This window comes from Rhodococcus sp. T9N (genome assembly GCF_024436645.1).
GTDB classification, from domain to species: Bacteria; Actinomycetota; Actinomycetes; order Mycobacteriales; family Mycobacteriaceae; genus Rhodococcus_F; species Rhodococcus_F qingshengii.
In genome coordinates, this window is record NZ_JAMSKS010000081.1 from 114,808 (window position 1) to 134,653 (window position 19,846).

Genomic DNA, 19,846 nt, shown 5'->3' on the forward strand with positions numbered 1-19,846 from the left:
ACAGGTTCGATAAAAACAGAGTCGGGAGCGGTTGGGTTTTACGCCGGTCCAGCGATCGGCTCCAGCAAACTCGGATCGTTATTCCTCGGAGAGTTCACCGCGGTCGAGACTTCGTACGGTTCGAGGTGCGACTCCGGAACGGAGTTGATCATGGCCTGGACTTCACCTTTGTCGGTGAGATTCGGATCGAGCCAGTGTTCCCAGAACGATTCAGGCAGAATCAGCGGGGACCTGTCGTGTATGTGTCCCAAGGAATCTGAGGCTGGCCGAGTCAAGACTGTGCAGGTCCATACCCACTTGTTCGGATCATCTTCGGGCAGTTCAGGATCGGGCCACAACTCGTAGAGCCCGGCCATCGCGAGAATGTCGTCCTCGCCGTGAAGAAAATAGGGAACCTTCGACCCTGCTTCACTTTTCATCCACTCGTAGTATCCCGTGGCCGGGATGATGGCACGCCTTTTGGAAGCACTACTTCTGAATGAGGGCTTCTCCGTGACGCTTTCACTGCGGGCGTTGATCAGCTTGGACGCCATCTTCCGGTCTTTTGACCAAGCAGGGAGCAAGCCCCATTTGACCGTCCTGAGCTGGCGCTGGGGCTCGGCGCCGGGTTCCTCGCGTGGGGTTCGTTCGAGGATCACGCGGACGGGCTGAGTGGGTGCGACGTTGTACGACGGGGGCAGTTCGTCGCCGACAGTCTGCATCGTGTCGAAAAACGACTGCAATTCCTTACCTGAGCTTCGGTTGGCGTAGCGCCCGCACATGGCCTGACCTCCTCGTAGTCGGTTCCTATCCCATTGAACAGCGTGGGTCCTACTTCCACGCTCGCATGGCGTGTGATGATCTCAGCAAATACATCACAAGCAGGGAAAGGGGTTGTGCGATCAACGGTCCCCGGCCGGCACCTGCCGATGTCGCGTTGGCGGTCGCGTCCGCCACAGTCCTCGGTGTCACGGTCGGGGTTCTCCTTGCCGAAGTGGTGGCCGGCGTTGTGGTCGGAGCCGGCACCGCGGTTGTCTTCCGTTTCGTACTGCGCTCGATCATCACCCGAAAATGACCTTCTTTGCTGGTCAGCAGCGCGGAATAAGTTCGCGCATCGTCTCGTTGTAGAGGCTGTCGGTGTTCGGTTCTTTGCCCCGGGTACCACCCCAGAAATGCCGCTTCGAGCGGCCACTTGCCGAGAGGCGCAAGACGGGCACCGACCCTGTGAAGCCGCTGGACACCCTTTTCGGGGCCGGCGGCTTCGTCATATCCGGTGGCGATCAGTGGCGGCCGGGGAGGTCGACTGGCGGATGTGCAGTATTCGAAAGGTGCTGTATTCCGGCCGACGATGGAGACTAAATCATGCGCCAACGCAGTGAGGACCGAACTTCAGTCGACAAAGCCAACAGGGCGCTTCGGTGGCTACTGCTGGGATGGAGCGTGGGCAATGTTGCTGTGTGGTGGATCCACCTCGCCCGACGCAGCAGTCGTGAAGTCCAGGTTTCGCTGATAAAGCCCAGGACCCTTCGGTGAACGCACCTGGATTGATATGGGAGGCTTCCTCGCGTATTGCTCGCTGGCATCCCTCCTGGCCATTCTGGTTTGGTACATCCTGGCTCGTAGATGATCCCGTCGTTTACTTAGGCTGCGGAAACGGGCTCCAATACAACCACCAAATTGTCCATCAGCGAATCTTTCTGATTTGCACTGTTGCAGTGACTCAGTGACGACCCGGTACGTTGACCTCATCGGCGGTCTTGTCGTTGCGCAGCCCTCGAAAGGATGGGTGCCGAAGGCTGCCACCGGTGTACTCGCGGTATTCCACGTCGCAGACAAGGATCGGCCTCGACCAGGATGCATTGCGGGTGACCGCTCGCGGCGGCTCGATAGTGAACGGGCTGATCGGCTGATGGAGTTCGACGAGCTTGTCTCGTAGTTCGCGCCGCTGTCGATCGGTCAGACCCGTACCAACGTTTCCGATATATCTGAGGACCCTTGAATCGTCGTGAGCGCCGAGGATCAACGATCCGACTCCTCCTGCCGCACCTCCCGAGCCGGGGAGGAAGCCGCACACTACGGCCTCACAATTAGCTCTCAGAGGCGTTTTGATCCAGTCGCGAGATCGCTTGCCGGACTGATAGATCGAGGAGATGTTCTTGGCCACGATACCTTCCAGATGGTGTTTGCGCGCCACCTCGAGCATGGTCGGTCCGTCGACGTTGAGCCAGTGCGGTGGGACTTTGATGCGCGGGTGTTCGAGACTGAGATTGGCGAGCGCCTCGCGGCGCTCGAGATAGGGCAGATCGCTGGTTGATGTGCCGTCGATGTCGAGGACGTCGAACACGTAATACGAGGTCACGGCCTCGTTGCGGAGCTGTGCGGTGGGTCTGAGCACGTGCATCCGGCGTTGCAACAGGGAGAAGGACGGCACACCGTCCGGTCCGAGGGCGACGATTTCCCCGTCGAGGACGGTTTCTCGGTGTTCGAGCACCGAGCGGAGTGCATCGACGATCTCGGGGAATGATGCGCTGATGTTGTTACCGTTGCGCGACCAGAGCATCGGATGCACGGAACCTGTTGTTGCTATTGCTCTTTGGCCATCCCATTTCGATTCGAAGGCCCAGCGCTCCCCTGTCGGGGGCTGCCCGAGAGTGGCGAGCATCGGCGGCACTGGCTTTCCGGCGGTGGCGCTCATACCGTCCACTGTGCGCTGGTTTGTACTGGTTTCGGCCGGTTTTCGGAGGTTGAGACAATAGTGAAATGAGCGAGACTGCAGAACCGGATCAGACTCAGGGGTGGAGCCCGGCCCCGGACGAGGGCCAGGCCGGCACGGTGATGACGAAGGACGGTCAGTGGGCGTACCGCTACAAGGACGGTGCGGAGCTGATCATGATGAAGATGCCGGAGCGTCCAGCCTCCACGTAGGCGTGTGCAGTGGGCCCGCACCGGCCCCCTTGCCTTGCACAGGCTGGGTAGCGGGCCGCCGTTGTCTTGGACCGGCTCCGGTGACCACCTCGGTTTCGGCGAGGCGGCGAGCCTGCGGTAGATCAACACCACTTGTCTCAGCGGGTTGGCCAGTCGCTACCGCTCTCCCATAGCGGGACTTATGTCTCCACTCTGCGTGCGATCGTTCTGATTTCGCGCGGTTTGCGGGAGAGACCGCTCGACATTTACTGAGCCCTCCGATCATCAGCCGTACTTTCACGTAGCTCCATACGCAGGCACCGAGTCAGCCGATCTTCTCGTCCCGGCCGCTCAGGGTCTATCCCGTGATTGTTGTCGAGCAGATACGCGTTGGGCTCGACGACTCGGCAGGCCGGACACTGCCATCCGCTCAGTACTGCGCCCTTCTGTATCCCGCCTGCGCAATCCCACGGTGCAGTCCACATCGCCGGGATCATGCGCTCTGTCCACTCGCGAACAGCAACAACATCGCCCAGTTCAATGTCGAAAAGCGTGAGCTGCGAGTCGTTCATCGCATTTCCTGGATCAACTCTGCTCCAGGCCCGAGCACTTCGTCTTCGTCAGTCGCATCCTTAGCCCCTCGAAGGGCAACCATGAGGCCGGCAACGCCCAACAGGCATGTCATCGAGGCTCCTGCCATGAACAGAAGATCACCCACGCGAGGGACCGATTTCGCTTGCTGGCCGGATCCACGAAATCCGCGCCTCATGCTCGTCTGCGTGCAACGGAACAGAACCCGGATCATCTGGGTGAACGCCCGCCCACGCTGATTGTTCTGACACAAGATCCGCCACCGTCGCCCACGTTTCCGAGGTACAAGGCGGGTTCACAACAGCCGCTTTGGCGAGTGCTCGGCGGGTAGCTCCACTGAGGCGGAGGAGCTCTGTGCCGCAAATCCCTCGATCCCAGATGTACCGAGCGAGTTTGATGGAATCGGCATATTTCGCGGCCTCCGCGTACGAGGTATGGGTGAAGTCCACGTGGGTGGTCACGGCTGCACCCGCGGGTAGCGACGGCGCCGCTCCGAGGCGGTCAACCCACCCCAGACACCGAAACGCTCGTCGTTCGCCAATGCGAATGCCAAGCAGTCGACACGAACCTCGCATCCTGCGCAGACCCGTTTCGCCGGCCGGACAGCTTCTCCGGGTTCCGGAAAGAATGCTTCGGGATCAGTACGTTGGCACACAGCTCGCTCCTGCCAATCGACATTCCCAGCGATATCGCCTGGGTGAATCTCGGTGATGGTCATCGAAACCACATCTCCTCTACACATCGGCCTCTCGGATTGATGGGCGAACGGTAGCGAGGGACCTGGACTGCGTGAACCGGAGCGGACGGCCGGCCACCCTTTTCGACTTTCACATCGTGGACGCGAAGCGGCGTCCTACCAGATCAGTACACTTCTGTGTACTGCAAAACGACCGGTAGATTTCTAAGCGTTCGCGCCCGGACATGCGATCCTCTGACGCCGGCAACCCTTGTCCGGCGGCCCACAACCGACCGATGGGATACACGTGCCGACTCCAACTTCTTCCGCGCCTGGCCCAGTCATGACACGGCTCGCAACAGCGTTGTTCAGGAATGCACAAAGCGCCGGCCGAAACTTCAGGGATGGAGAACGTCACAACATCCGCCAGGGTGAAGAAGGAACTACCGAGCGGATCTTGTTGAACCTCGCGAAGACCATTCCCGAACTCCACGTCGGAGCCTTCAGCCACAGAGAGGAATCCCGCTACGGGGCGGACTGGGAATGGTGGATTTCGGACGGATCGAATAAATGGTTTCAGCTCGTCATCCAAGCCAAGAAGCTTCAAACGCCGAAGGCGCATCCGGCCGGGAAGTACAAGATCAAGCACAAAATTCGATCCTCCGGCATGCAGCAGATCGACCTACTCGACCTCTACGCCCGCAAGAGCGGAGCGCAGAGTCTTTATGCGCTCTACAACCCTGCGGCTCGCGGCGTCCGGTACAGCGATCACAGATGCTGCCTCGGTCCCTCCGGTGACCGAATCACTGCTGTCAGCGCAGATGTATTTCTCAAGCGGTTCCCACGTACCAAGGGGCTAATCGATGATGTCCCCCTAGCCGCGATCCGTGAGTACGCGCTCCCCTGGTCGTGCCTGGCAAACGACCGTGTCGCCACACACGACGTGCCACCGCCACCAGGGCCTTCCCCGCTGACCTTCATGCAATTTGCTCAGTGGACAGTTATGCAAGATGCCAACAGAGACTCGCTTGGCACGTTCGATTCGACCAGCGCGGCATATTCATTGCTCGTCAACTCCGTGACAATGAAAGCCCTTGCACAAAGCCAGGACTGGTTCACGCGGAACTATCGCCACTACCTCGACGACTGGATGGGCGTAGAGAGACCTGGGCAGCCCGAAGAATGGAAGGACGCGCAGAAGATTGCCATATCTCGGCACGAATCTTCCGACGAGCTTTTCGCGCAACAGCGAATCAGGATTTTCGACCGCGCTGAACTCCCTGCCTACGTCTCCGCTGTCCTCAGCAACGAACCGATCCCCGAGGACGTCCGGCACCCCTTCTCCGAGATCGATGCCGCCCCCAAGCAGATCCTCACGCTCATCGCACCACCCAGGGTCCAGCCGGTCGAGCCCCCCGGTGAGCCGCAAAATTTGACGAATACGACCTGTTACCCGTTTCGAGTAACAAGCCACCAGTCCCCCTTCCAATACCGCTACCTCGGCAGGTGAAGTTCGCGCATTCGCGTCGGGTGCATGTACGGCGGACGAACACCAGCCAACCCGAACCCCGAGGTGACCGGCGCATCTCGCGAGGCCACACATGATGCCGGTGTCGTGCGTCCCAGCGTCCCGTCAGCGTGCTCGTGCGAGAACTCCCACAGATCCTCACCTGCACGGTTCTCGAACTCCCACCGCAAAACGCGACCCTCACCGTGCGCGCGTTTCTTCCCAATCACATCGAGACCGGACACTATCGCCGCGACGGCCGTCAGGTCACCCACACCGCGCCAGGTGACAGTTCGGGAATTGGTGATCATCAACGGCATGTACCTCGCCCGGTAGCGGCCTTGCCGGTCCGAGATCACTGCCGGCACGCTCGACGCGAGTTCCTCGAGCCCTCGGTGATCAGTTCTGCTCGCCCAGTGCCGCACCACCGGATCTCCGGCCGGGTCTTCGGGGAACGAACACGTCGCGCACCAATGCCAGTCCGCGCCCGCCAGAGTGCAGCGCGCGAGAGGCAATTCGAGATCCGGCGGGGTCTTCTCCGGCGAGAGCGCCGGCACGTATTCGCCGCGGTCGAGGGCGCCTGCTTTGTGGTCGGCCCACAGCTCCGCGGCGAGGATGCCGTCCAAGGCGATCCCCCAGGGGCTTGCATGTGCCAACCCTGTCGAGAGATGGGCCCTGACCAGGAAGGGAGCGAAGGCGGTGTCTGCGTTCATGTCAGCCACCCCAATGCCTCGATCACGTCTTCTCGAAGCGGTTCCAGTTCCGCTCGCCAGTCCGCGACCTGCGGGCCGGGGCCGGTCAACACGGTCAGCTCCGACTCGGCGCGGACTCTGCCGTGCCCGATCGCGCTGCGCCCACCCAGGAAGCCGTCTCGCGAAAATCGTTCCCACACGTCACTGAAGAAGGCGATGTCGCGGTCGGTTGCCCGGTCCAGCCTCAGGAATGTTTCGAAATGTGTTCCTGCGGGCAGCGTCTCGACCTCGAAGCGCATCAACATCGACGTCTGGTGCGCCGAAGTTCCCGAACCGGGCACGGTGTCGGCATCGAAGGGCGCAGGGAAAGACTTGGTTCCGGCGTCGTCGAAGCGGCTGTAACTTTCCAGGGACATGAGCTCGAACTGCGACATGAGCACTCCCGGGTAGGGCCTGCTCATGATCGATTCTGTTTCCTTCACTCGGGGAACGACTTTGCCGACTTTGAGACATCCGTCGATCGGCGGCGCACCGCCTCCGTTTCCTCCGAACAGACTGATCGGCGGGACCAACTCGCGCAGGCGCTGACGCCGGCGGCCGGTCAGTGAGTCGCCGGCGACTTTGCTCAGGTTGCCGCCGTTGCGCAGTGCGTGCGCCGCGGAGAGAGGTATCTGTCTTTCGTAGCCGATCACATCGCGGAACAACTCCTCGGCGGTGCGTCGCAATGCTCCCCGCAGCGAGTTCCCCGACACGACCGGTACCAGCACTTTCCTCCCGTCGGGCTGCAGGATCGGTTCGCGGCGAAACAGTGTCGTCGTCGTTTCCGACTCCTCGCCTTTCTGCGAGATCGACGACAGGGCAGTCAGTTCGACATCCCATCTCACGGTCGAACGCATCAGCTGACCTTCCTCGCGGCGCGGGCAGCGGCAACTGATTCGGCCACGATGCGGGTGCGCAGGACATAGGCCGTGGGACGCTCCCGCAGCAGTGTCAGGACCGGCTCCGATTCGGCGCGCAGAAGAGCGGCCAACTCCAGCCGTTCGTCGGTTGTTCGCGGCTCGGATTCGAGCGAACGTGAGACAACCGACCACCAACGATCGAGGTCGGCTCCTCCGACATAAGTGGCAACGCGGACTCGGTTCGGCAAATGCTGCGTCCAGTACGTCGCCCGGCGCCGGCCCACCCACGAATCCCAGTCCACGCCGTAGTGCAACAGCAACAGCAGCCGCTCGGCCACGTTCTCCACACCGTGCAGCTGCGGGAGGCCTGCGGGAGCGGCAGCGAGCCAGCGGTCGGTCGGCGTCGTCATGCGTGCGCCTTGCTGCGAGGCGGTTTGGTGGCCAACAGCGCCAACGTCCACCATCGGTCGACGTGGCGGTACGCGGACAAGTGATCCCAGTCCTCGAAGATCGCCGGCCACCGACGCGCCGGTACTGTGCGAAGCACTGCATACGGGGCTGCGCTCTCGCCGAGCATGCGTTCGCCGAAGCCGTGAGAGCGCAGTCGGCGCATCGCGGCAGCTGCTGCGACATCCCGATCCGACCACGGCAAGCAGGTGTCTTCGACAGCAACGCCGCCCCACCGGGCGTGCGGCAGGATGTGTTTGCGGGCCGGGCGACGCAACGGCACCACCAGCGCGATCTCCGACGTCAACGGTGCCGACAAGGTCCGGGCCAGGCGCGGCTGCGTCAGTTCGGTCATCGCCGGCGCGGTGGTGATCAGATGCATTCGGGTTCGCAGCTCCGGCGTCTGATACGCCCACCGGCACGGTGCGCAGAGACCTTTCTCGGTCGGAGCCTTCCACGAGTCGAATGCGGTGAAGGTTCGCGAGATCGCCGACCGCGCGGGCTCGATCGGTGTGTCGGCCTTCGCGCAGCGCGCACACCGCCCCCTCTGCAGTGAGTCCTTCTCAGATGAACGATTCGTCGATGCGAACGCCGCCTCTACGACCTCCACGCACGAGGTCACCTCCTGTAGTTTTTCTTTCATCACGCTCGTCCTCCTGTGCAGGTGCCCCGAGTCGGATCGGCTTCGAGGCCTTACATACACAGGAAGATCCGCCCCAAGGGCCGCGTGTGACAACAACGCCAGAAATACTCATCGAGCACCCAGGGAAGCGGCAGAGATATGAGTGGCACCCCTCGCGCGGACGGGCTCGATCTGACCACACTGCGCGCACTGCGGCGCCCACGTCCCAACCTGGCCGCGATCAAAGAGCGCATCGAGGAACACCTCGACAATCACGACGGATATCTCGCCTTCTCCGGCGGCAAAGATTCACTCGTCGCCCTGCACCTGACCACAGCGGTCGAGCCGAACATTCCTGTCGTCTTCTTCGATTCAGGGCTCGAATACCCACAGACCTACGAGTACATCGCCGACCTCGCCGACGCATGGAACCTCAATCTCGAAGTGCACCGAGCCGACCCACCCCTGCTGACCGTCCTCGCGGACTCCGGCGAATGGGATCACCACCTGCCCACACGAGCGACGACGCGAGCGCTCCGCGACATTCTCATCGGAGCACCCTCACGCGCGGCACATCAGACTCACGGATCGGGCGAGATCTGGGGTGTACGTGCCGACGAATCAGCGAAAGGGACCGGACGCTGGTCGATGTACTACAACGCTCTCCGCGTCCGAGTTACCGAAGAATGCGTCGACTGCTGCACCACAGCAGCGCAGCAGCGACTCACACATGGCGGCGCCCTCGACCGAGCCGATGGCACACACGTTTTCGGGCCGGTCTGGGACTGGAGTAGCGAGGACATCTGGTCGCACATCGCCGCGCACGACCTTCCCGTCAACCCCGTCTACGACAAGCTCCGCCGCCTCGGCACGCCCGAGCAGCATCTACGGGTCTCACACATCCTTGACGGAGCGTTCCTCGAGCGCGGCCGCATCACCAGACTCAGACGCGGATGGCCGGCGCTTTTCGAAGAGCTAGCACGAGTCCTCCCTCGGATCCGTGAATTCGTCTGACCTCGAACCACATACGATCGAAGACAGGCCTGTCTTCAGCAGTATTGGGCTGCGCCCAAACAGTTTTCACCTGTCGAGAGGGAAGCTCCACGAATCCCTCAGCGATTTAGTTGTAATGGACCTCGACACCGGAGGCCGCCAGCGTCGCATAAACCAGGGCGTGCGTCGCAAAAACATTCGCTCGATCCACGTCCTTTTCGATCGCGTTGTCCGATAGTTCGGAGTAGTGCAAAGCTCGGATAGCCCACGTCGTCGAATCCTTGACTGTAGCCATGAGATTGCGCTCCTAAAATTGGTGGGTTCGTGTTGACCCGCTAAACCTTTCACACATGTGCAGCCGTCCGCGACCCCAGTTTGCAACTAGGCGTTGCCCTCTCACTACGGAGACAAAAACAGCAGCAGGTCGCCACCTCGACCAATCTCGTGGGGAATCTTCCCTCACAAGATCAGGACCGCCGATTGTGCTGCGGTCTAGGTCGGTGTGGCGACCTGCTGCTCGTCGCACATTCGAGATTAGCCGAGGGCTACGACACACCGATCAGAAAGGGTGCGACGGCGGGCTGCTTTCTCACGCTTTTGCGGCGCAGCGACGAGTCCCGATGTAGACGGACCCGGGGGTACACGTGGTGTGCGTTTTTTAGGCCGAGCTGTCGTGCGCGGGATTCTGTTCGGACGTTTGGGGTGCATTCGCGGCGGCCGTGTTTTCTGCCGGCGCCGACGAGGATCGCTTACTCGACGCTGCGGCCTTCTTCTTTTTCGGTGCGCTGTATCCCATAGCGGCGAGTTCCTTGACGGTCCACCCGCCCGCGAGCGCGCGTTCATGGGCGAGGCGGATCGTGTCCTCTGCCTCAACCCGTGCCGCGTCGATGGCAGCAAGCTCAGCTTCCGCCTCGCCGATGGCACCGACGAGAGCGACTCTCGTTGCAATCGCCTCCTGCGCCAACGATTCTGCGGCCTTGCGTGCTGTCTCCAGCGCCTTCTTGTGGCTTGACGGCGTTGTCGCGGTCATGGCAGTGGTATCTCCTTCACTCGAGGTTGTGCTCGCATCAATCTCAGCGGTGCTCTGTTGAGGTTCTCCGCTGTCGTTACGCAAATCGTAGTGGCCTGCGGCTGTGCTGTCGGGTGCGCCGTCCGTCACTGTCATCCCCTCCCACTGTGAGTGAGCGCAGACGCCGCTGCAGGCCCCCACTGAATCAATAGCGTCGTCAGCGCCGCCGGGATCAGGGCGGCGGCCCCGACACCACTGAGCGTCGAAACACTGCGACCTGGCCGCTCGGCCCGGCAGTTACTCACAGTGGAAGATAGGTCCGTCATCAGAGGAACCTGGCCGGGATCATGTCCGAACGGACTGCGCTGATCTGCACCAATTGACCGGTCTGAGGTGCCTCGATCATCTTGCCCTCGCCGAGATAGATCGCGACATGATTGGCGCCGTCAGCCTGCCAATTCCCGAACAGCAGGTCACCCGGCTGTGCCTGGCTCATCGGAATCTGGTGTCCGGCGCGGAACTGCTCCTGCGACGTCCGAGGCAGCACCTTGGTTCCGCCGCTTCCGATGAAGTACGCGAAGCGGCTCAGTCCGGAGCAGTCGTAACCGGCGATCGGGCCGCCCGTTCCATCACCCATCGACGGACCGGTCAACAAACCGCCGCCCCACTGGTAGGGAAGCCCGAGTGCCCGCATCGCAGCTTCGATGACAGCGCGAGCGAACTCAACATTGCGAGGAAGGTTGGGATCGAACTTCAGATCCGGCACCGCCGACGGTGCGAACAGGCCTGTGAGCGAGGGTATCCCGGCAGCGTTAGATGGTTGTGCGCTGAACACGGAGGGCAGAAGCGCAGGCCCTCCGGCAGGTGTCGTGTCATTTGCCGATGCGTCTTCGACAGCGGATCCGTTCGGCGCCGAGCCGGCCGGCGGAACCGAGTCCGGTCCGGGAGCAGGAAGGGCGACGTCGGGGATCAGAGCCTGTGCCTGCGGCGGGAGGATCTCTTGTATCTGCGCCGCAGCGTCTTTCAGTTCCGGGGGTAGCGCACTTTCCGCCTCGGACTGCCACGCAGGAGGAATCTGCTCCTGCAGCTGCGTCAGGGCAGTTGTTGCCTGGTCCAGGTACGGCTGCGGATCTGGAATGAACTGGGAGGCAGCCGGTGCCTGTTCCTCGACTACCGAGGTGATGGTGTCGGTGATGACTGGCTCTACGCCAGCTCCCTGCGCTGCCGATGCGCCGGCTACTGCGACGCCGACGATGAGTGATGCGATGTCCATGATGTCTTCCTTTACCGGATGTTGGTGCGGCCGAGGGGAACAACTGTCTCGATGACCGCGGGGACTTTCAGTGCGATCCGGACAGTAGAGACGGACCTGGACAGCTCAGGTGCCTGCAAGCAATCGACGAACATAAGACCAAGGTCAACGACCTTCCCTGGCGAGCGCTCCGACGGCTCTTTTTCTTTCACCCGAGTAACTCGTACCCGAGCCGGAGGTCCTCGTCGGAGACAACGATGAGGTCATCGTCGTGTGTGCGCACCAGCCATTGCCCACACGAGAGCGGTATCCAGTGCCCCTCGGAATAGACGGCAGCGAATGCACCGACGTCGACGAATCGCGCGTAAGTGAGAGAGCCGAGTTGCTCCCACACATCAGGGTCATCGGCGAGAGACACCAACCGGTATGCACCAATCGCCTTGTCGGGAGTCGAGAGATCCTTCCACGCGAATTCCGTGAGTTCGTCGAGCGTGGTGTTACCGGGAATCGCATGAATCGAGTGAGACACAGGAGCCTTCACCCCATCAACGGCACCTAGTGGCCGAATTTCAGTGATGCTCATGGAGTCCCTCCCTCGGATTCTCGAGGCCACGTCTGCGCCCTCACTGCAGCGCAATTCGAGCAGTAGTTCTCGTCGACGGAATGTGTCCACCCTGGCTCGATCGCGGATCTCACGACACTGCACGATGACAAGTAGTTCGCCGGAACTTCTCGAGTAGTTCCACACGCATCACAGTTCACGGTGATCGACATCGTCAATTGTCAACTCCCGGATTCACCAGATCTCCGCCAGTTGCCCCCACTGTCATGGTCTCTGGCTCCGGAGCAATGATGGTGACAGGAACTGCGCCGCGGATCCGCTCCTCAAATCTCAGGCAGAGCCGCGCGTACACCACCAACCCTGTTTCCGAGTTCGTCATAGTGCCACTGATCCACCGTTCGTCGATCCCGTCGATGATCTGTCTCAACGTCGGCCGACGTTCCCATTCTGCTTCGCGGGCGTACCGGTTGATCGCCGCGGCAATACGTTTAGGTTCGACGCCATGTCCGTAGATGCACACCGGTATCGCTGGATGAAAGTCGGGTGGAACGAGGAACCACTCTCTGAAAAGCCCGCGCAGCCTGCCCAGTGGGGTAATGGTGATTCGCACTCCGTAGTAGTGCTCACTGAAATTCTCGGGGCCGACTGGACTGAGGACATGCGTGCCCAGTTTCGCCTGACTCGTAGCGTGTCTTCCATGCTTAGCGATTTTCTCGACCACTTTCCCTCACTTCCGTTCTCTCACTTGCCTCGAAGCGGCCGGCGCAGTCTTCGAGGTCTGCAATCGTCTGCCACGCGTGCTCCCAATCCCCACCTTCGTGAGGGTCCAGTACTTCCACGGCGTTTCGTAGGGCTAGTGCAGCGACACTGAACGCTGACACTGCGGTACGGGCAACCGGCGAGTTGACGAGATCCCTGTACGGGATGTTCTGTCGCAGACGGCACCGGCGGCACAGGCGTCCGGCGATATCCGAGTCCAGCCCATCGTGGTACCAGTCCGGCGTGACGCACCGGCAGTGCGTCTTCACTTCTTCTGTAACGGCTGGCAGGGAGTTCGGGCAGGGTTTGTTGGTTCCGCCGCCGCCGGCCGGGTAGCGCTCGTGAATCGTGTTGTGAGACCCATTCAGTCCGAAGCAGATCGGGCACCGTGTTACCGCCTTCGCATTCGTCTCCTCTTCCGCAGGTTCGGCAGGGGCGGAACCATCTGAACCGCCGACATTGTCGGCGGTTGCCGTACCGATATCGGGACGCGCCTTGGCGGGTTCGGTTGCCAGGAACCGGGCGAGCAGACTGTGGGCGGCTTCTCGGCTGGCGATGTTGCCGTACTGAAGCGCGCAATTCGACACCTGTCGTATCTCTTCCGCCTCTTCAGTGGTGATGCGCCGGTGACCGTTGAGCTGTAGCCAGTAGAAGACAGCTTTCCCTGCTGCCAGGAAGAACTCGTCGGGCTCTGAGCCGTAGGGGACACCTTCACTGGCTTCGATCGCGACTCTTCCGATGTCGATCGCGAGTTCGTCTGCGGCTGTGAGGTTATCGGCGTCGAAACCTGTTGCCGGTTCCGCTGCCGGGGTGAGGGATCCGTTGCCGTGCTGGTGCGCGGTGGCGTCGGATGGGGTGGCAGTCATCTGTGGTGTCCCCTTTCGATGTGGGCCTTGTTCGTTCGCCTCACGTCAGCGGCAGCTGTCACCTTGTGGGTGTGTGGATGCAGCGACGTCGAGGAGTTCGACACGGCCGTGGTTGTGGTGCTGTGAAGGATCGCGAGCGTGGCACGGATATCGCGGGCTGCGGCGGCGAGGTGGGTGGTGATGTCCTGATTGTCGGCTTCGGCGGCGAGGAACAGTTCCAGCGCTTCTGGGTACGTTCTCGGGCCGGTGTAGAGCCCTCGGAGTTCTTCGCGTGCATCAGCTATCCCGGCGAGGGCATCGTCGAGGGCCGCGAGCATTGCTCGGAGTCGCCGTTCGGCCGGGTCGGGGAAAACTTGTGCGGCGCGGTATGTCTGAGTCATGAGCGGGATTCTCCTGTCGTGTCATGTCGCGTTTCGAGGACCGTTCGTACGTGTCAGGGGGCGGAATCGGTCCCGGGGGGTATGCCGATCGGTGGGCGGGAGGACCGCGACGATGTGGCTCTCTACCGACCGCCGGCGGCTCACTTGGATGTCTCCGGCGATCAGCTCGCGCATCCGATCTGCGATGTCGCTGTCGTCTTCGTAACCGCTGCAGAAGATTCTGTCGTCCGGGCCGCGTACGCCGCGCTCGGTGTCGAGGATCGTGTAGTACGGGACCCTGCGGAGGTTGAAGGGGCTGGTAAGGATCGCGAACCTGCCATCGCCGGATGTTGCTCGCACCCTCCACCATCGCCGGGACTCCGCGAATTGCACGCGGTGCCCCATTTCGAGCGCGGTTGCAGCGACCGAGAGTGATGAGCAGGGTGCGATTCGGTCGCCAACACTCGATTCATTGCTCACGACTGCGCCTCAGAGGACGTAGTGGGTAGGACATCAGGTGGAAGGGCGGCGAGTGCGGCGTGGATCTGTGCGGCGCGTTGGAGGGTGCCGCGGATGCCTTCGGGGTACGCAAATCCACGGGCGTCAAACGGGTCGGGTTGCAACGCAAGGATGGACACGCGCTCGGCGAGCGCGGCGTGCTCACTGCAGGTAAGGGATTTGAAGCGGCCCGGCGCCGGAATATCCCGCAGGGCGGATTCGAGGTGCAGCCAGGTTTCTTGGTTCGAATCCGCGGCGCCCTGTGTGTCTGTGCTGTCGATGCTCGTCATGGCTGAATTCCTTTTTTCCGAGAGGTTGGGATCGTTTCGTGACGGAGATTTCGAGATTGAAGCCGAACAACATCGAGAGTCCGTAAAAGTCGAATGCAGGACACCCGTTGCGCCTTGGGTTCAGGCGATAGGACCGGTGGTGAAGGTCAGGATCTCGGACAAACGGCCGGAGAACACGAGGTAGATGATGATTCCCAGTGCTACCGCACTGACCAGAACCGGGATGAAGGAGCCGAGTCGGATCTCCCCGGTCGACGGCTCCACTGATGCCGTTGCCGACGGCCACGCCGACTGTGATCAACGCGAAGAAGCCGAGAAAGTAGAGCCAGGCGCCGGTCACCACGCCTCCCGTGAGTGCGGCGCCTGCGGCGAAACCTATCGTCGCGATTGCCCGACTGAGGCGGGTTCGTCGTCTGCTTTCAAGGATTTCGTTCGACAAGCGGATGTGATCATCACCATCGGTAGAACTCATCTACTTCTCCTCATTTCTGTGCGCAGGCGGTGCGCGCCGCGCCGGCATCGGCGGAAGTGATCATCAGGTGATATTTCGCGGCCACGGTGAGATATTTGATGGCGTAGTCACAGTGGAATGCAGCGTTGGGGGGAAGCCAGGTGTCGAGGCCTTGATCTGACTTCGATTGGTTTGCTTTGCCTTGGGAGGCAAGCAAGTTGACGTCCGTGTCGTTGGCGAAGTTCACCCTTTGCTGCGGAGTCCAATTCGCTGCCCCCGCATCCCAGGCTCTCGAAAGTGCCACGACATGGTCGATCTGAATAGCCGAAGGATTGGACGTGGAGAACGCGATATCGGTTCCGGTGTACGGGTCGTGAAGCGTGCCGGCGATGACTTTGCAGTCGCGCGTTCCGGGTTTGAATGCGACATCTACAAGTTGAAGTTTCAGGACGTCATTGCGTGTTATCTCTAGCGCCGCATCAGGATGAAGGCACGGTAGGCACGGCGTGTCGGTCGCCCTGTCCCTCATGGTTATCTAATAGCGTCTATGTCACAGGTGGGACAGCCATAGGAGTGGCGATGTCGTGTGCTGTAGAGAAGGTCATTTCACCGACGACGGGGCAGTCGGGTTGGGTGATCGTGGACGAAGAATCCATGCGCCCGGTCGCGGAGGCTTCCGAGTGGGTGCTGTTCATGCAAGGCGCCGGAAGGTCACCTCAAACAATCCGCGCATACGTTCCTCGGGTCTGTTGGTTCTTGAACTGGACTGCCGGTCGCGGACTGGATTGGCACGAGATTCGTGTAGGTGAACTCACTCGTTTCAAATTCGCCGTCGAACACACCCCAACCGTCCACTACCGGCTGCGCTCCGGCAGATCGGTCAACGCAGTGATGACCGCTGTCGTCGAATTCCTCAGGTTCTGCGGAATGCGTGGATTGGTCTCCGCAGATGTTGTTTCTGGGCTGTCCCAGCCCAAGTACCTGGCCTACGCACCCCGCGATTTCCACGAAGGTGAATCCGGTCAGCATCGGCTGATTCGTGCCAGAACCCTCAAAGCGCCGGAAGTCGTAAAGCCTCCGGAAATTATTACTGAAGAACAGTTTTCGCATGCTCTGAACTCCGCGAACACCGAACGAGACCGTTTTCTGGTGCTGTTGCTGGTTCGTTCCGGACTCCGAATCGGAGAGGCATTGGGTTCGCGCCGTAGCGACCTGCATTTCCTTCCGACCTCGGTTCATCTGGGATGCCAGGAACGTGGACCTCATGTTCATGTTGTTCGGCGTGAAGGCAATTCGAACGGTGCCCGCGCTAAAGGACAATCCCGAGTCGTACCGGTCAGCGACGAGGTGGTCACTCAGTATCGCGAGTACCTTCTCGAACGAGACAGCGTGCCCACCGCAATGACCTCGTACTTCGTGTTCGTCAACCTTCTCGGGCATCACGCCGGTTCGCCGATGTCGTATTCGAACGCAAAACAGATTGTGGAAAGGATCGGCAACCGTGCCGGTTTCCGATTGCGGCCCCACATGTTCCGGCATACGGCAGCCACAATCTGGACGCGCAACGGCACCGGTATCGACGTGGTTCAGTCGTTGCTCGGTCATGTGAGCCGAGCATCGACCGCGATCTATCAACACCCCGACGCGGAGGACCTGAGGGCGGCAGTGGAAAGAGTGGGCATATGAGCATCACCGCTCTACCCGTCGAGTCAAGAGCCCTCTCGACTGGAAACGAACAGACCTGGAAAGCGTGGTTGATCGAACGAATCGACCCGCAATGGCGAGTCGCGGAATGGGATTCACGCCGACAGGTATTCACCGGAGACGTCGACAACGAAATGACAGCGGTCTATCTGTGCCGAGTCGACCGATGCATGACGGTCGTGGAAATCTTCGACCGCCGTTGCAGGCGGTGCGAACGCCACCGCAAGCTCAACGGGACCTCACCTTCATTCTTCGACCGGACATTCGACCCCGATTCGGTTCCACGAAGAGACGAAAAAGCCTTTTCGAAAGTCGATTTCGAACTCAGTGAGGTGAACGGCACTGTTGCGGCGGAGATTATTTACGGAGTGCAGCAGCGTGACCGTGATCAGATCATCTTGGTTCCGATGCGGATCCGCAGCATAGTTTCCCACCTCCCACCGGATTGTCGCTCACTGCTCGATGTCGCCGGAAATCGCCAGTTCGAGAAGGCACTCGGAGCTGCAGCCGGTGGTGTGTTCCGGTCGTTGGTCACACATCTGCAGCGGGCGCACGTCGTGTACTCCGGTACTGATCCCACCATGGCCGACGTGTGGAAACCTGCCGTCGTGGGCCTGCAAGCTGCTCCGGACCGGCGATACAGTGCGGCCGGTGGCGTTGTGGACTTCCGAGAGATCAGACAGCGATGGCTTCGAGAGATCACCAAACAATTCGGCCGCGAGGTACGCCCACCCGTGACGACACTGCGGCACACCGTTCATGCCGCCGAAATCGCTTCACGGCAACTCTCGCTGCGCACGAACGGCGATCACCCCGAACTACTCGACCACGGTGACATGAGCGCTGTCGTCGAGGGTTTCCGCACCAGCGCCGATCGAGAGGGCAAGCCCCATTCCTTCACCCATCGACGATCATTGCTCGGGTGGTGGCGCCGACTTCTCGAGTTCTCACGCCGCACGGGCGCAATGGATGACATCCCCGGCTCCTTCGCACTCGATCTGCGTTCGCACACAATTGCCCAGGTCGAGACCAGCGAGGACGACTTCGGACGCACGATCCCCGAACATGTCATCGCACAACTCGATCAACACCTCGAGCTGCTGGGTAGGCACTCCACGTACTCCGCGCCGGGCTGGAACCCTGACGACTACGCCATGATGTATCAGACGGTCTACCAGATCATCCGGGACACCGGTCGACGCCCGAGTGAGATCGTCGGGCTCAAACGCTCATGCCTGGACTGGGTCGACGGCAAGCCCACACTCGTCTACGACAACCGTAAACGTCGCAGAATGGGGCGTAGATTGCCGATCAGCACTGCAACGGCAACCGTGATCGACCAATGGCTCGACCACCTTCAATCGCTGTCTGTTCCGGACACACTGTGCGACTGGCTCTTTCCCACGCCGGGAACCCGCAACAACATTCGCCGCGGGCACTTGAGCGGTGCGCAGTTCGGGTCCCGGGCCTTCGCCATCTGGATCGATGCAATCCCGGAACTTGTCGACGAAAGACTCGACGATGACGGAAACCCAGCTCTCTACGACAGATCAATGATCACTCCTTACGGATTGCGGCACTCCTACGCTCAGCGGCACGCTGACAACGGCACACCGGTGGACGTCCTACGCGAATTGATGGATCACCGCAGCGTCGACACGACCATGGGATATTTCTCCGTCACACTCAAACGTAAACGCCAAGCCACCGAGGAGATTTCGAAGTTCGCGATCGACAGGCACGGACGACCGGCGGGATTCACGTCGGTAACGGAGTACGAGCGACAGTCGGTGGCCGTGCCCTTCGGAAACTGCACCGAACCCTCGAACATCAAAGCCGGCGGCCAACACTGCCCGATCCGATTCCAGTGCGCAGGATGCTCCTTCTACCGACCGGACCCGTCCTACCGGCCCGCAATCGAGCAGCATCTCGCAGAGCTGCGCACAGACAAAGAAACTGCAATCGCCACCGACTCCGCGTCGTGGGTGATCACCAACTTCGACGCCCAAATTCACGCGTTCACGGACGTCATCTCGTCGATGGACGCAATGCTTGCCGACCTGCCCGCAGACCAACGCGCGGTCATCGACAACGCCTCCCGCGAACTGAGGAAAGCGAGGACCGCAGCTGCCTTCATACCGCTCGAGTCCGTAACCACCCACACGAACGAGGACGAACAACGATGACTGCCGATGACCGTGACATACGAACCCAACGGCTCATCGCCTCCCGTCGACGTGACAGCGCTGACAAACAACGCAGAACGCTGACAGTCATCGCCGACCTCTCATCCGCTGGCGAACGCATCAACATCAGCGAAATAGCGCGTCGCGCAGGCGTTTCTCCATGGTTCATCTACAACACCGCAGCAATTCGAACCGCCGTCGAACGCGCCACAGAAGAGCACTCCCACACCGCCACCAGAAGCAGCGCCGGACGCACGTCCGCTACGGCGGACAGTCTTCACGCCGAACTGTTGATGGCGCGTGAGGAAGTTCGGGCGCTACGAACGGACCGAACCAAGCTCGAGACCAAAGTGCAACTACTACTCGGCAACCAACTCGAACACCTGCCGCACGACACACTGCTCGCCCGTATCCACGAGCTCGAACAGATAGCAGCCGAGCTGCGCTCGGACCTCGACTCCGAACGCAGACGCGCCGACACCATGACAACACGAACCGAAGAACTCCAGGACGAGCTCACCGCCGCCCGCGCCTCACTCAAAAGGATGGTTCAAAGCGTTTCTCCAGCACGACGAATCGAAGCAATCGGCACATAAGAAC

26 protein-coding genes are annotated in these 19,846 nt (G+C 61.1%); 7 read left to right on the forward strand and 19 right to left on the reverse strand.

The annotated features are described in order from the left end of the window. Positions 1-38: 38 nt before the first annotated feature. Positions 39-761 (reverse strand): SOS response-associated peptidase, encoded by a 723-nt coding sequence (locus M1L53_RS33670; RefSeq protein ID WP_003944653.1) that lies wholly within the window; start codon positions 759-761, stop codon positions 39-41. A 155-nt stretch (positions 762-916) separates the two neighbouring features. On the opposite strand from M1L53_RS33670, the gene M1L53_RS33675 reads away from it, so the two are divergent. Then, positions 917-1,054 carry a hypothetical protein gene (locus tag M1L53_RS33675; protein WP_003944609.1) on the forward strand — a complete coding sequence of 46 codons (138 nt, stop codon included), beginning with the start codon at positions 917-919 and terminating at the stop codon, positions 1,052-1,054. Positions 1,055-1,699: 645 nt separating this feature from the next. On the opposite strand, the gene ligD is transcribed toward M1L53_RS33675, so the two are convergent. Further along, entirely contained in the window at positions 1,700-2,674 is a 975-nt protein-coding gene (ligD, locus tag M1L53_RS33680; protein ID WP_054827435.1) for a non-homologous end-joining DNA ligase, read from the reverse strand. Positions 2,675-2,739: 65 nt separating this feature from the next. On the opposite strand from ligD, the gene M1L53_RS33685 reads away from it, so the two are divergent. Continuing rightward, on the forward strand, positions 2,740-2,904 hold the full coding sequence (locus M1L53_RS33685) for a hypothetical protein (protein ID WP_003944625.1): 165 nt from the start codon (positions 2,740-2,742) through the stop codon (positions 2,902-2,904). Between the two features lie 245 nt (positions 2,905-3,149). On the opposite strand, the gene M1L53_RS33690 is transcribed toward M1L53_RS33685, so the two are convergent. Both M1L53_RS33690 and M1L53_RS33695 read right to left on the reverse strand, forming a co-directional pair. Next, a complete protein-coding gene (locus M1L53_RS33690; protein WP_003944672.1) occupies positions 3,150-3,455 on the reverse strand; it encodes a hypothetical protein in 306 nt (101 codons plus the stop codon). Positions 3,456-3,931: 476 nt separating this feature from the next. Next, the gene (locus M1L53_RS33695) at positions 3,932-4,192 is read right to left on the reverse strand and encodes a WhiB family transcriptional regulator (protein WP_003944665.1); all 261 of its coding nucleotides are present in this window, start codon (positions 4,190-4,192) and stop codon (positions 3,932-3,934) included. Positions 4,193-4,493: 301 nt separating this feature from the next. Here M1L53_RS33695 and M1L53_RS33700 point away from each other — a divergent pair, with 301 nt between their 5' ends. After that, a complete protein-coding gene (locus tag M1L53_RS33700; RefSeq protein ID WP_003944605.1) occupies positions 4,494-5,660 on the forward strand; it encodes a DUF6615 family protein in 1,167 nt (388 codons plus the stop codon). On the opposite strand, the gene M1L53_RS33705 is transcribed toward M1L53_RS33700, so the two are convergent. From M1L53_RS33705 to M1L53_RS33720, 4 genes are read right to left on the reverse strand one after another with little or no spacing between them, the layout of a single operon-like run. Further along, positions 5,645-6,370 carry a hypothetical protein gene (locus M1L53_RS33705; protein ID WP_011331661.1) on the reverse strand — a complete coding sequence of 242 codons (726 nt, stop codon included), beginning with the start codon at positions 6,368-6,370 and terminating at the stop codon, positions 5,645-5,647. The genes M1L53_RS33700 and M1L53_RS33705 overlap by 16 nt on opposite strands. Then, a complete protein-coding gene (locus tag M1L53_RS33710) occupies positions 6,367-7,245 on the reverse strand; it encodes an RAMP superfamily CRISPR-associated protein (protein ID WP_011331662.1) in 879 nt (292 codons plus the stop codon). Before M1L53_RS33710 ends, M1L53_RS33705 begins: the two co-directional genes overlap by 4 nt. Then, the gene (locus M1L53_RS33715) at positions 7,245-7,658 is read right to left on the reverse strand and encodes a hypothetical protein (protein WP_003941562.1); all 414 of its coding nucleotides are present in this window, start codon (positions 7,656-7,658) and stop codon (positions 7,245-7,247) included. The genes M1L53_RS33710 and M1L53_RS33715 overlap by 1 nt, the downstream gene beginning before the upstream one ends. Then, positions 7,655-8,305: a hypothetical protein gene (locus M1L53_RS33720; protein WP_257207812.1), complete on the reverse strand. Its 651-nt coding sequence runs from the start codon at positions 8,303-8,305 to the stop codon at positions 7,655-7,657. The genes M1L53_RS33715 and M1L53_RS33720 overlap by 4 nt, the downstream gene beginning before the upstream one ends. A 171-nt stretch (positions 8,306-8,476) precedes the next feature. On the opposite strand from M1L53_RS33720, the gene M1L53_RS33725 reads away from it, so the two are divergent. Then, entirely contained in the window at positions 8,477-9,331 is an 855-nt protein-coding gene (locus M1L53_RS33725) for a phosphoadenosine phosphosulfate reductase family protein (protein ID WP_003941564.1), read from the forward strand. A gap of 106 nt (positions 9,332-9,437) precedes the next feature. Here M1L53_RS33725 and M1L53_RS33730 read toward each other — a convergent pair whose 3' ends face one another. The 11 genes from M1L53_RS33730 to M1L53_RS33780 form a co-directional block, all read right to left on the reverse strand. After that, positions 9,438-9,605 carry a hypothetical protein gene (locus tag M1L53_RS33730; protein ID WP_003941561.1) on the reverse strand — a complete coding sequence of 56 codons (168 nt, stop codon included), beginning with the start codon at positions 9,603-9,605 and terminating at the stop codon, positions 9,438-9,440. A 363-nt stretch (positions 9,606-9,968) separates the two neighbouring features. Further along, entirely contained in the window at positions 9,969-10,340 is a 372-nt protein-coding gene (locus tag M1L53_RS33735; protein WP_229757323.1) for a hypothetical protein, read from the reverse strand. A gap of 304 nt (positions 10,341-10,644) precedes the next feature. Beyond that, positions 10,645-11,592, reverse strand: coding sequence for a C40 family peptidase (locus M1L53_RS33740; protein ID WP_011331664.1), 948 nt, complete (start codon positions 11,590-11,592; stop codon positions 10,645-10,647). A 187-nt stretch (positions 11,593-11,779) separates the two neighbouring features. Then, positions 11,780-12,154, reverse strand: a complete 375-nt coding sequence (locus M1L53_RS33745; RefSeq protein ID WP_011331666.1) for a hypothetical protein — start codon at positions 12,152-12,154, stop codon at positions 11,780-11,782. A gap of 193 nt (positions 12,155-12,347) precedes the next feature. Beyond that, a complete protein-coding gene (locus M1L53_RS33750; RefSeq protein WP_011331667.1) occupies positions 12,348-12,743 on the reverse strand; it encodes a hypothetical protein in 396 nt (131 codons plus the stop codon). A 91-nt stretch (positions 12,744-12,834) separates the two neighbouring features. Beyond that, entirely contained in the window at positions 12,835-13,758 is a 924-nt protein-coding gene (locus M1L53_RS33755; RefSeq protein WP_003941825.1) for a hypothetical protein, read from the reverse strand. Next, complete coding sequence (locus M1L53_RS33760; RefSeq protein WP_003941821.1) at positions 13,755-14,138, reverse strand: hypothetical protein; 384 nt, start codon at positions 14,136-14,138, stop codon at positions 13,755-13,757. Before M1L53_RS33760 ends, M1L53_RS33755 begins: the two co-directional genes overlap by 4 nt. Positions 14,139-14,159: 21 nt before the next feature. Beyond that, entirely contained in the window at positions 14,160-14,477 is a 318-nt protein-coding gene (locus tag M1L53_RS33765; RefSeq protein WP_148209137.1) for a hypothetical protein, read from the reverse strand. 116 nt (positions 14,478-14,593) lie between these two features. Beyond that, positions 14,594-14,905 (reverse strand): hypothetical protein, encoded by a 312-nt coding sequence (locus M1L53_RS33770; RefSeq protein ID WP_003941809.1) that lies wholly within the window; start codon positions 14,903-14,905, stop codon positions 14,594-14,596. 120 nt (positions 14,906-15,025) lie between these two features. After that, a complete protein-coding gene (locus M1L53_RS33775) occupies positions 15,026-15,169 on the reverse strand; it encodes a hypothetical protein (protein ID WP_003941815.1) in 144 nt (47 codons plus the stop codon). A 218-nt stretch (positions 15,170-15,387) separates the two neighbouring features. Beyond that, entirely contained in the window at positions 15,388-15,885 is a 498-nt protein-coding gene (locus tag M1L53_RS33780) for an HNH endonuclease family protein (RefSeq protein WP_261949527.1), read from the reverse strand. 50 nt (positions 15,886-15,935) lie between these two features. Here M1L53_RS33780 and M1L53_RS33785 point away from each other — a divergent pair, with 50 nt between their 5' ends. Genes M1L53_RS33785 through M1L53_RS33795 form a run of 3 tightly spaced genes read left to right on the forward strand, consistent with a single transcriptional unit; the run spans position 15,936 to position 19,842 of the window. Beyond that, positions 15,936-17,042: a tyrosine-type recombinase/integrase gene (locus M1L53_RS33785; RefSeq protein WP_261949497.1), complete on the forward strand. Its 1,107-nt coding sequence runs from the start codon at positions 15,936-15,938 to the stop codon at positions 17,040-17,042. Beyond that, on the forward strand, positions 17,039-19,246 hold the full coding sequence (locus tag M1L53_RS33790; RefSeq protein ID WP_058037609.1) for a site-specific integrase: 2,208 nt from the start codon (positions 17,039-17,041) through the stop codon (positions 19,244-19,246). The genes M1L53_RS33785 and M1L53_RS33790 overlap by 4 nt, the downstream gene beginning before the upstream one ends. Further along, the gene (locus M1L53_RS33795) at positions 19,243-19,842 is read left to right on the forward strand and encodes a DUF6262 family protein (protein ID WP_047269065.1); all 600 of its coding nucleotides are present in this window, start codon (positions 19,243-19,245) and stop codon (positions 19,840-19,842) included. Before M1L53_RS33790 ends, M1L53_RS33795 begins: the two co-directional genes overlap by 4 nt. Positions 19,843-19,846 lie beyond the last annotated feature (4 nt).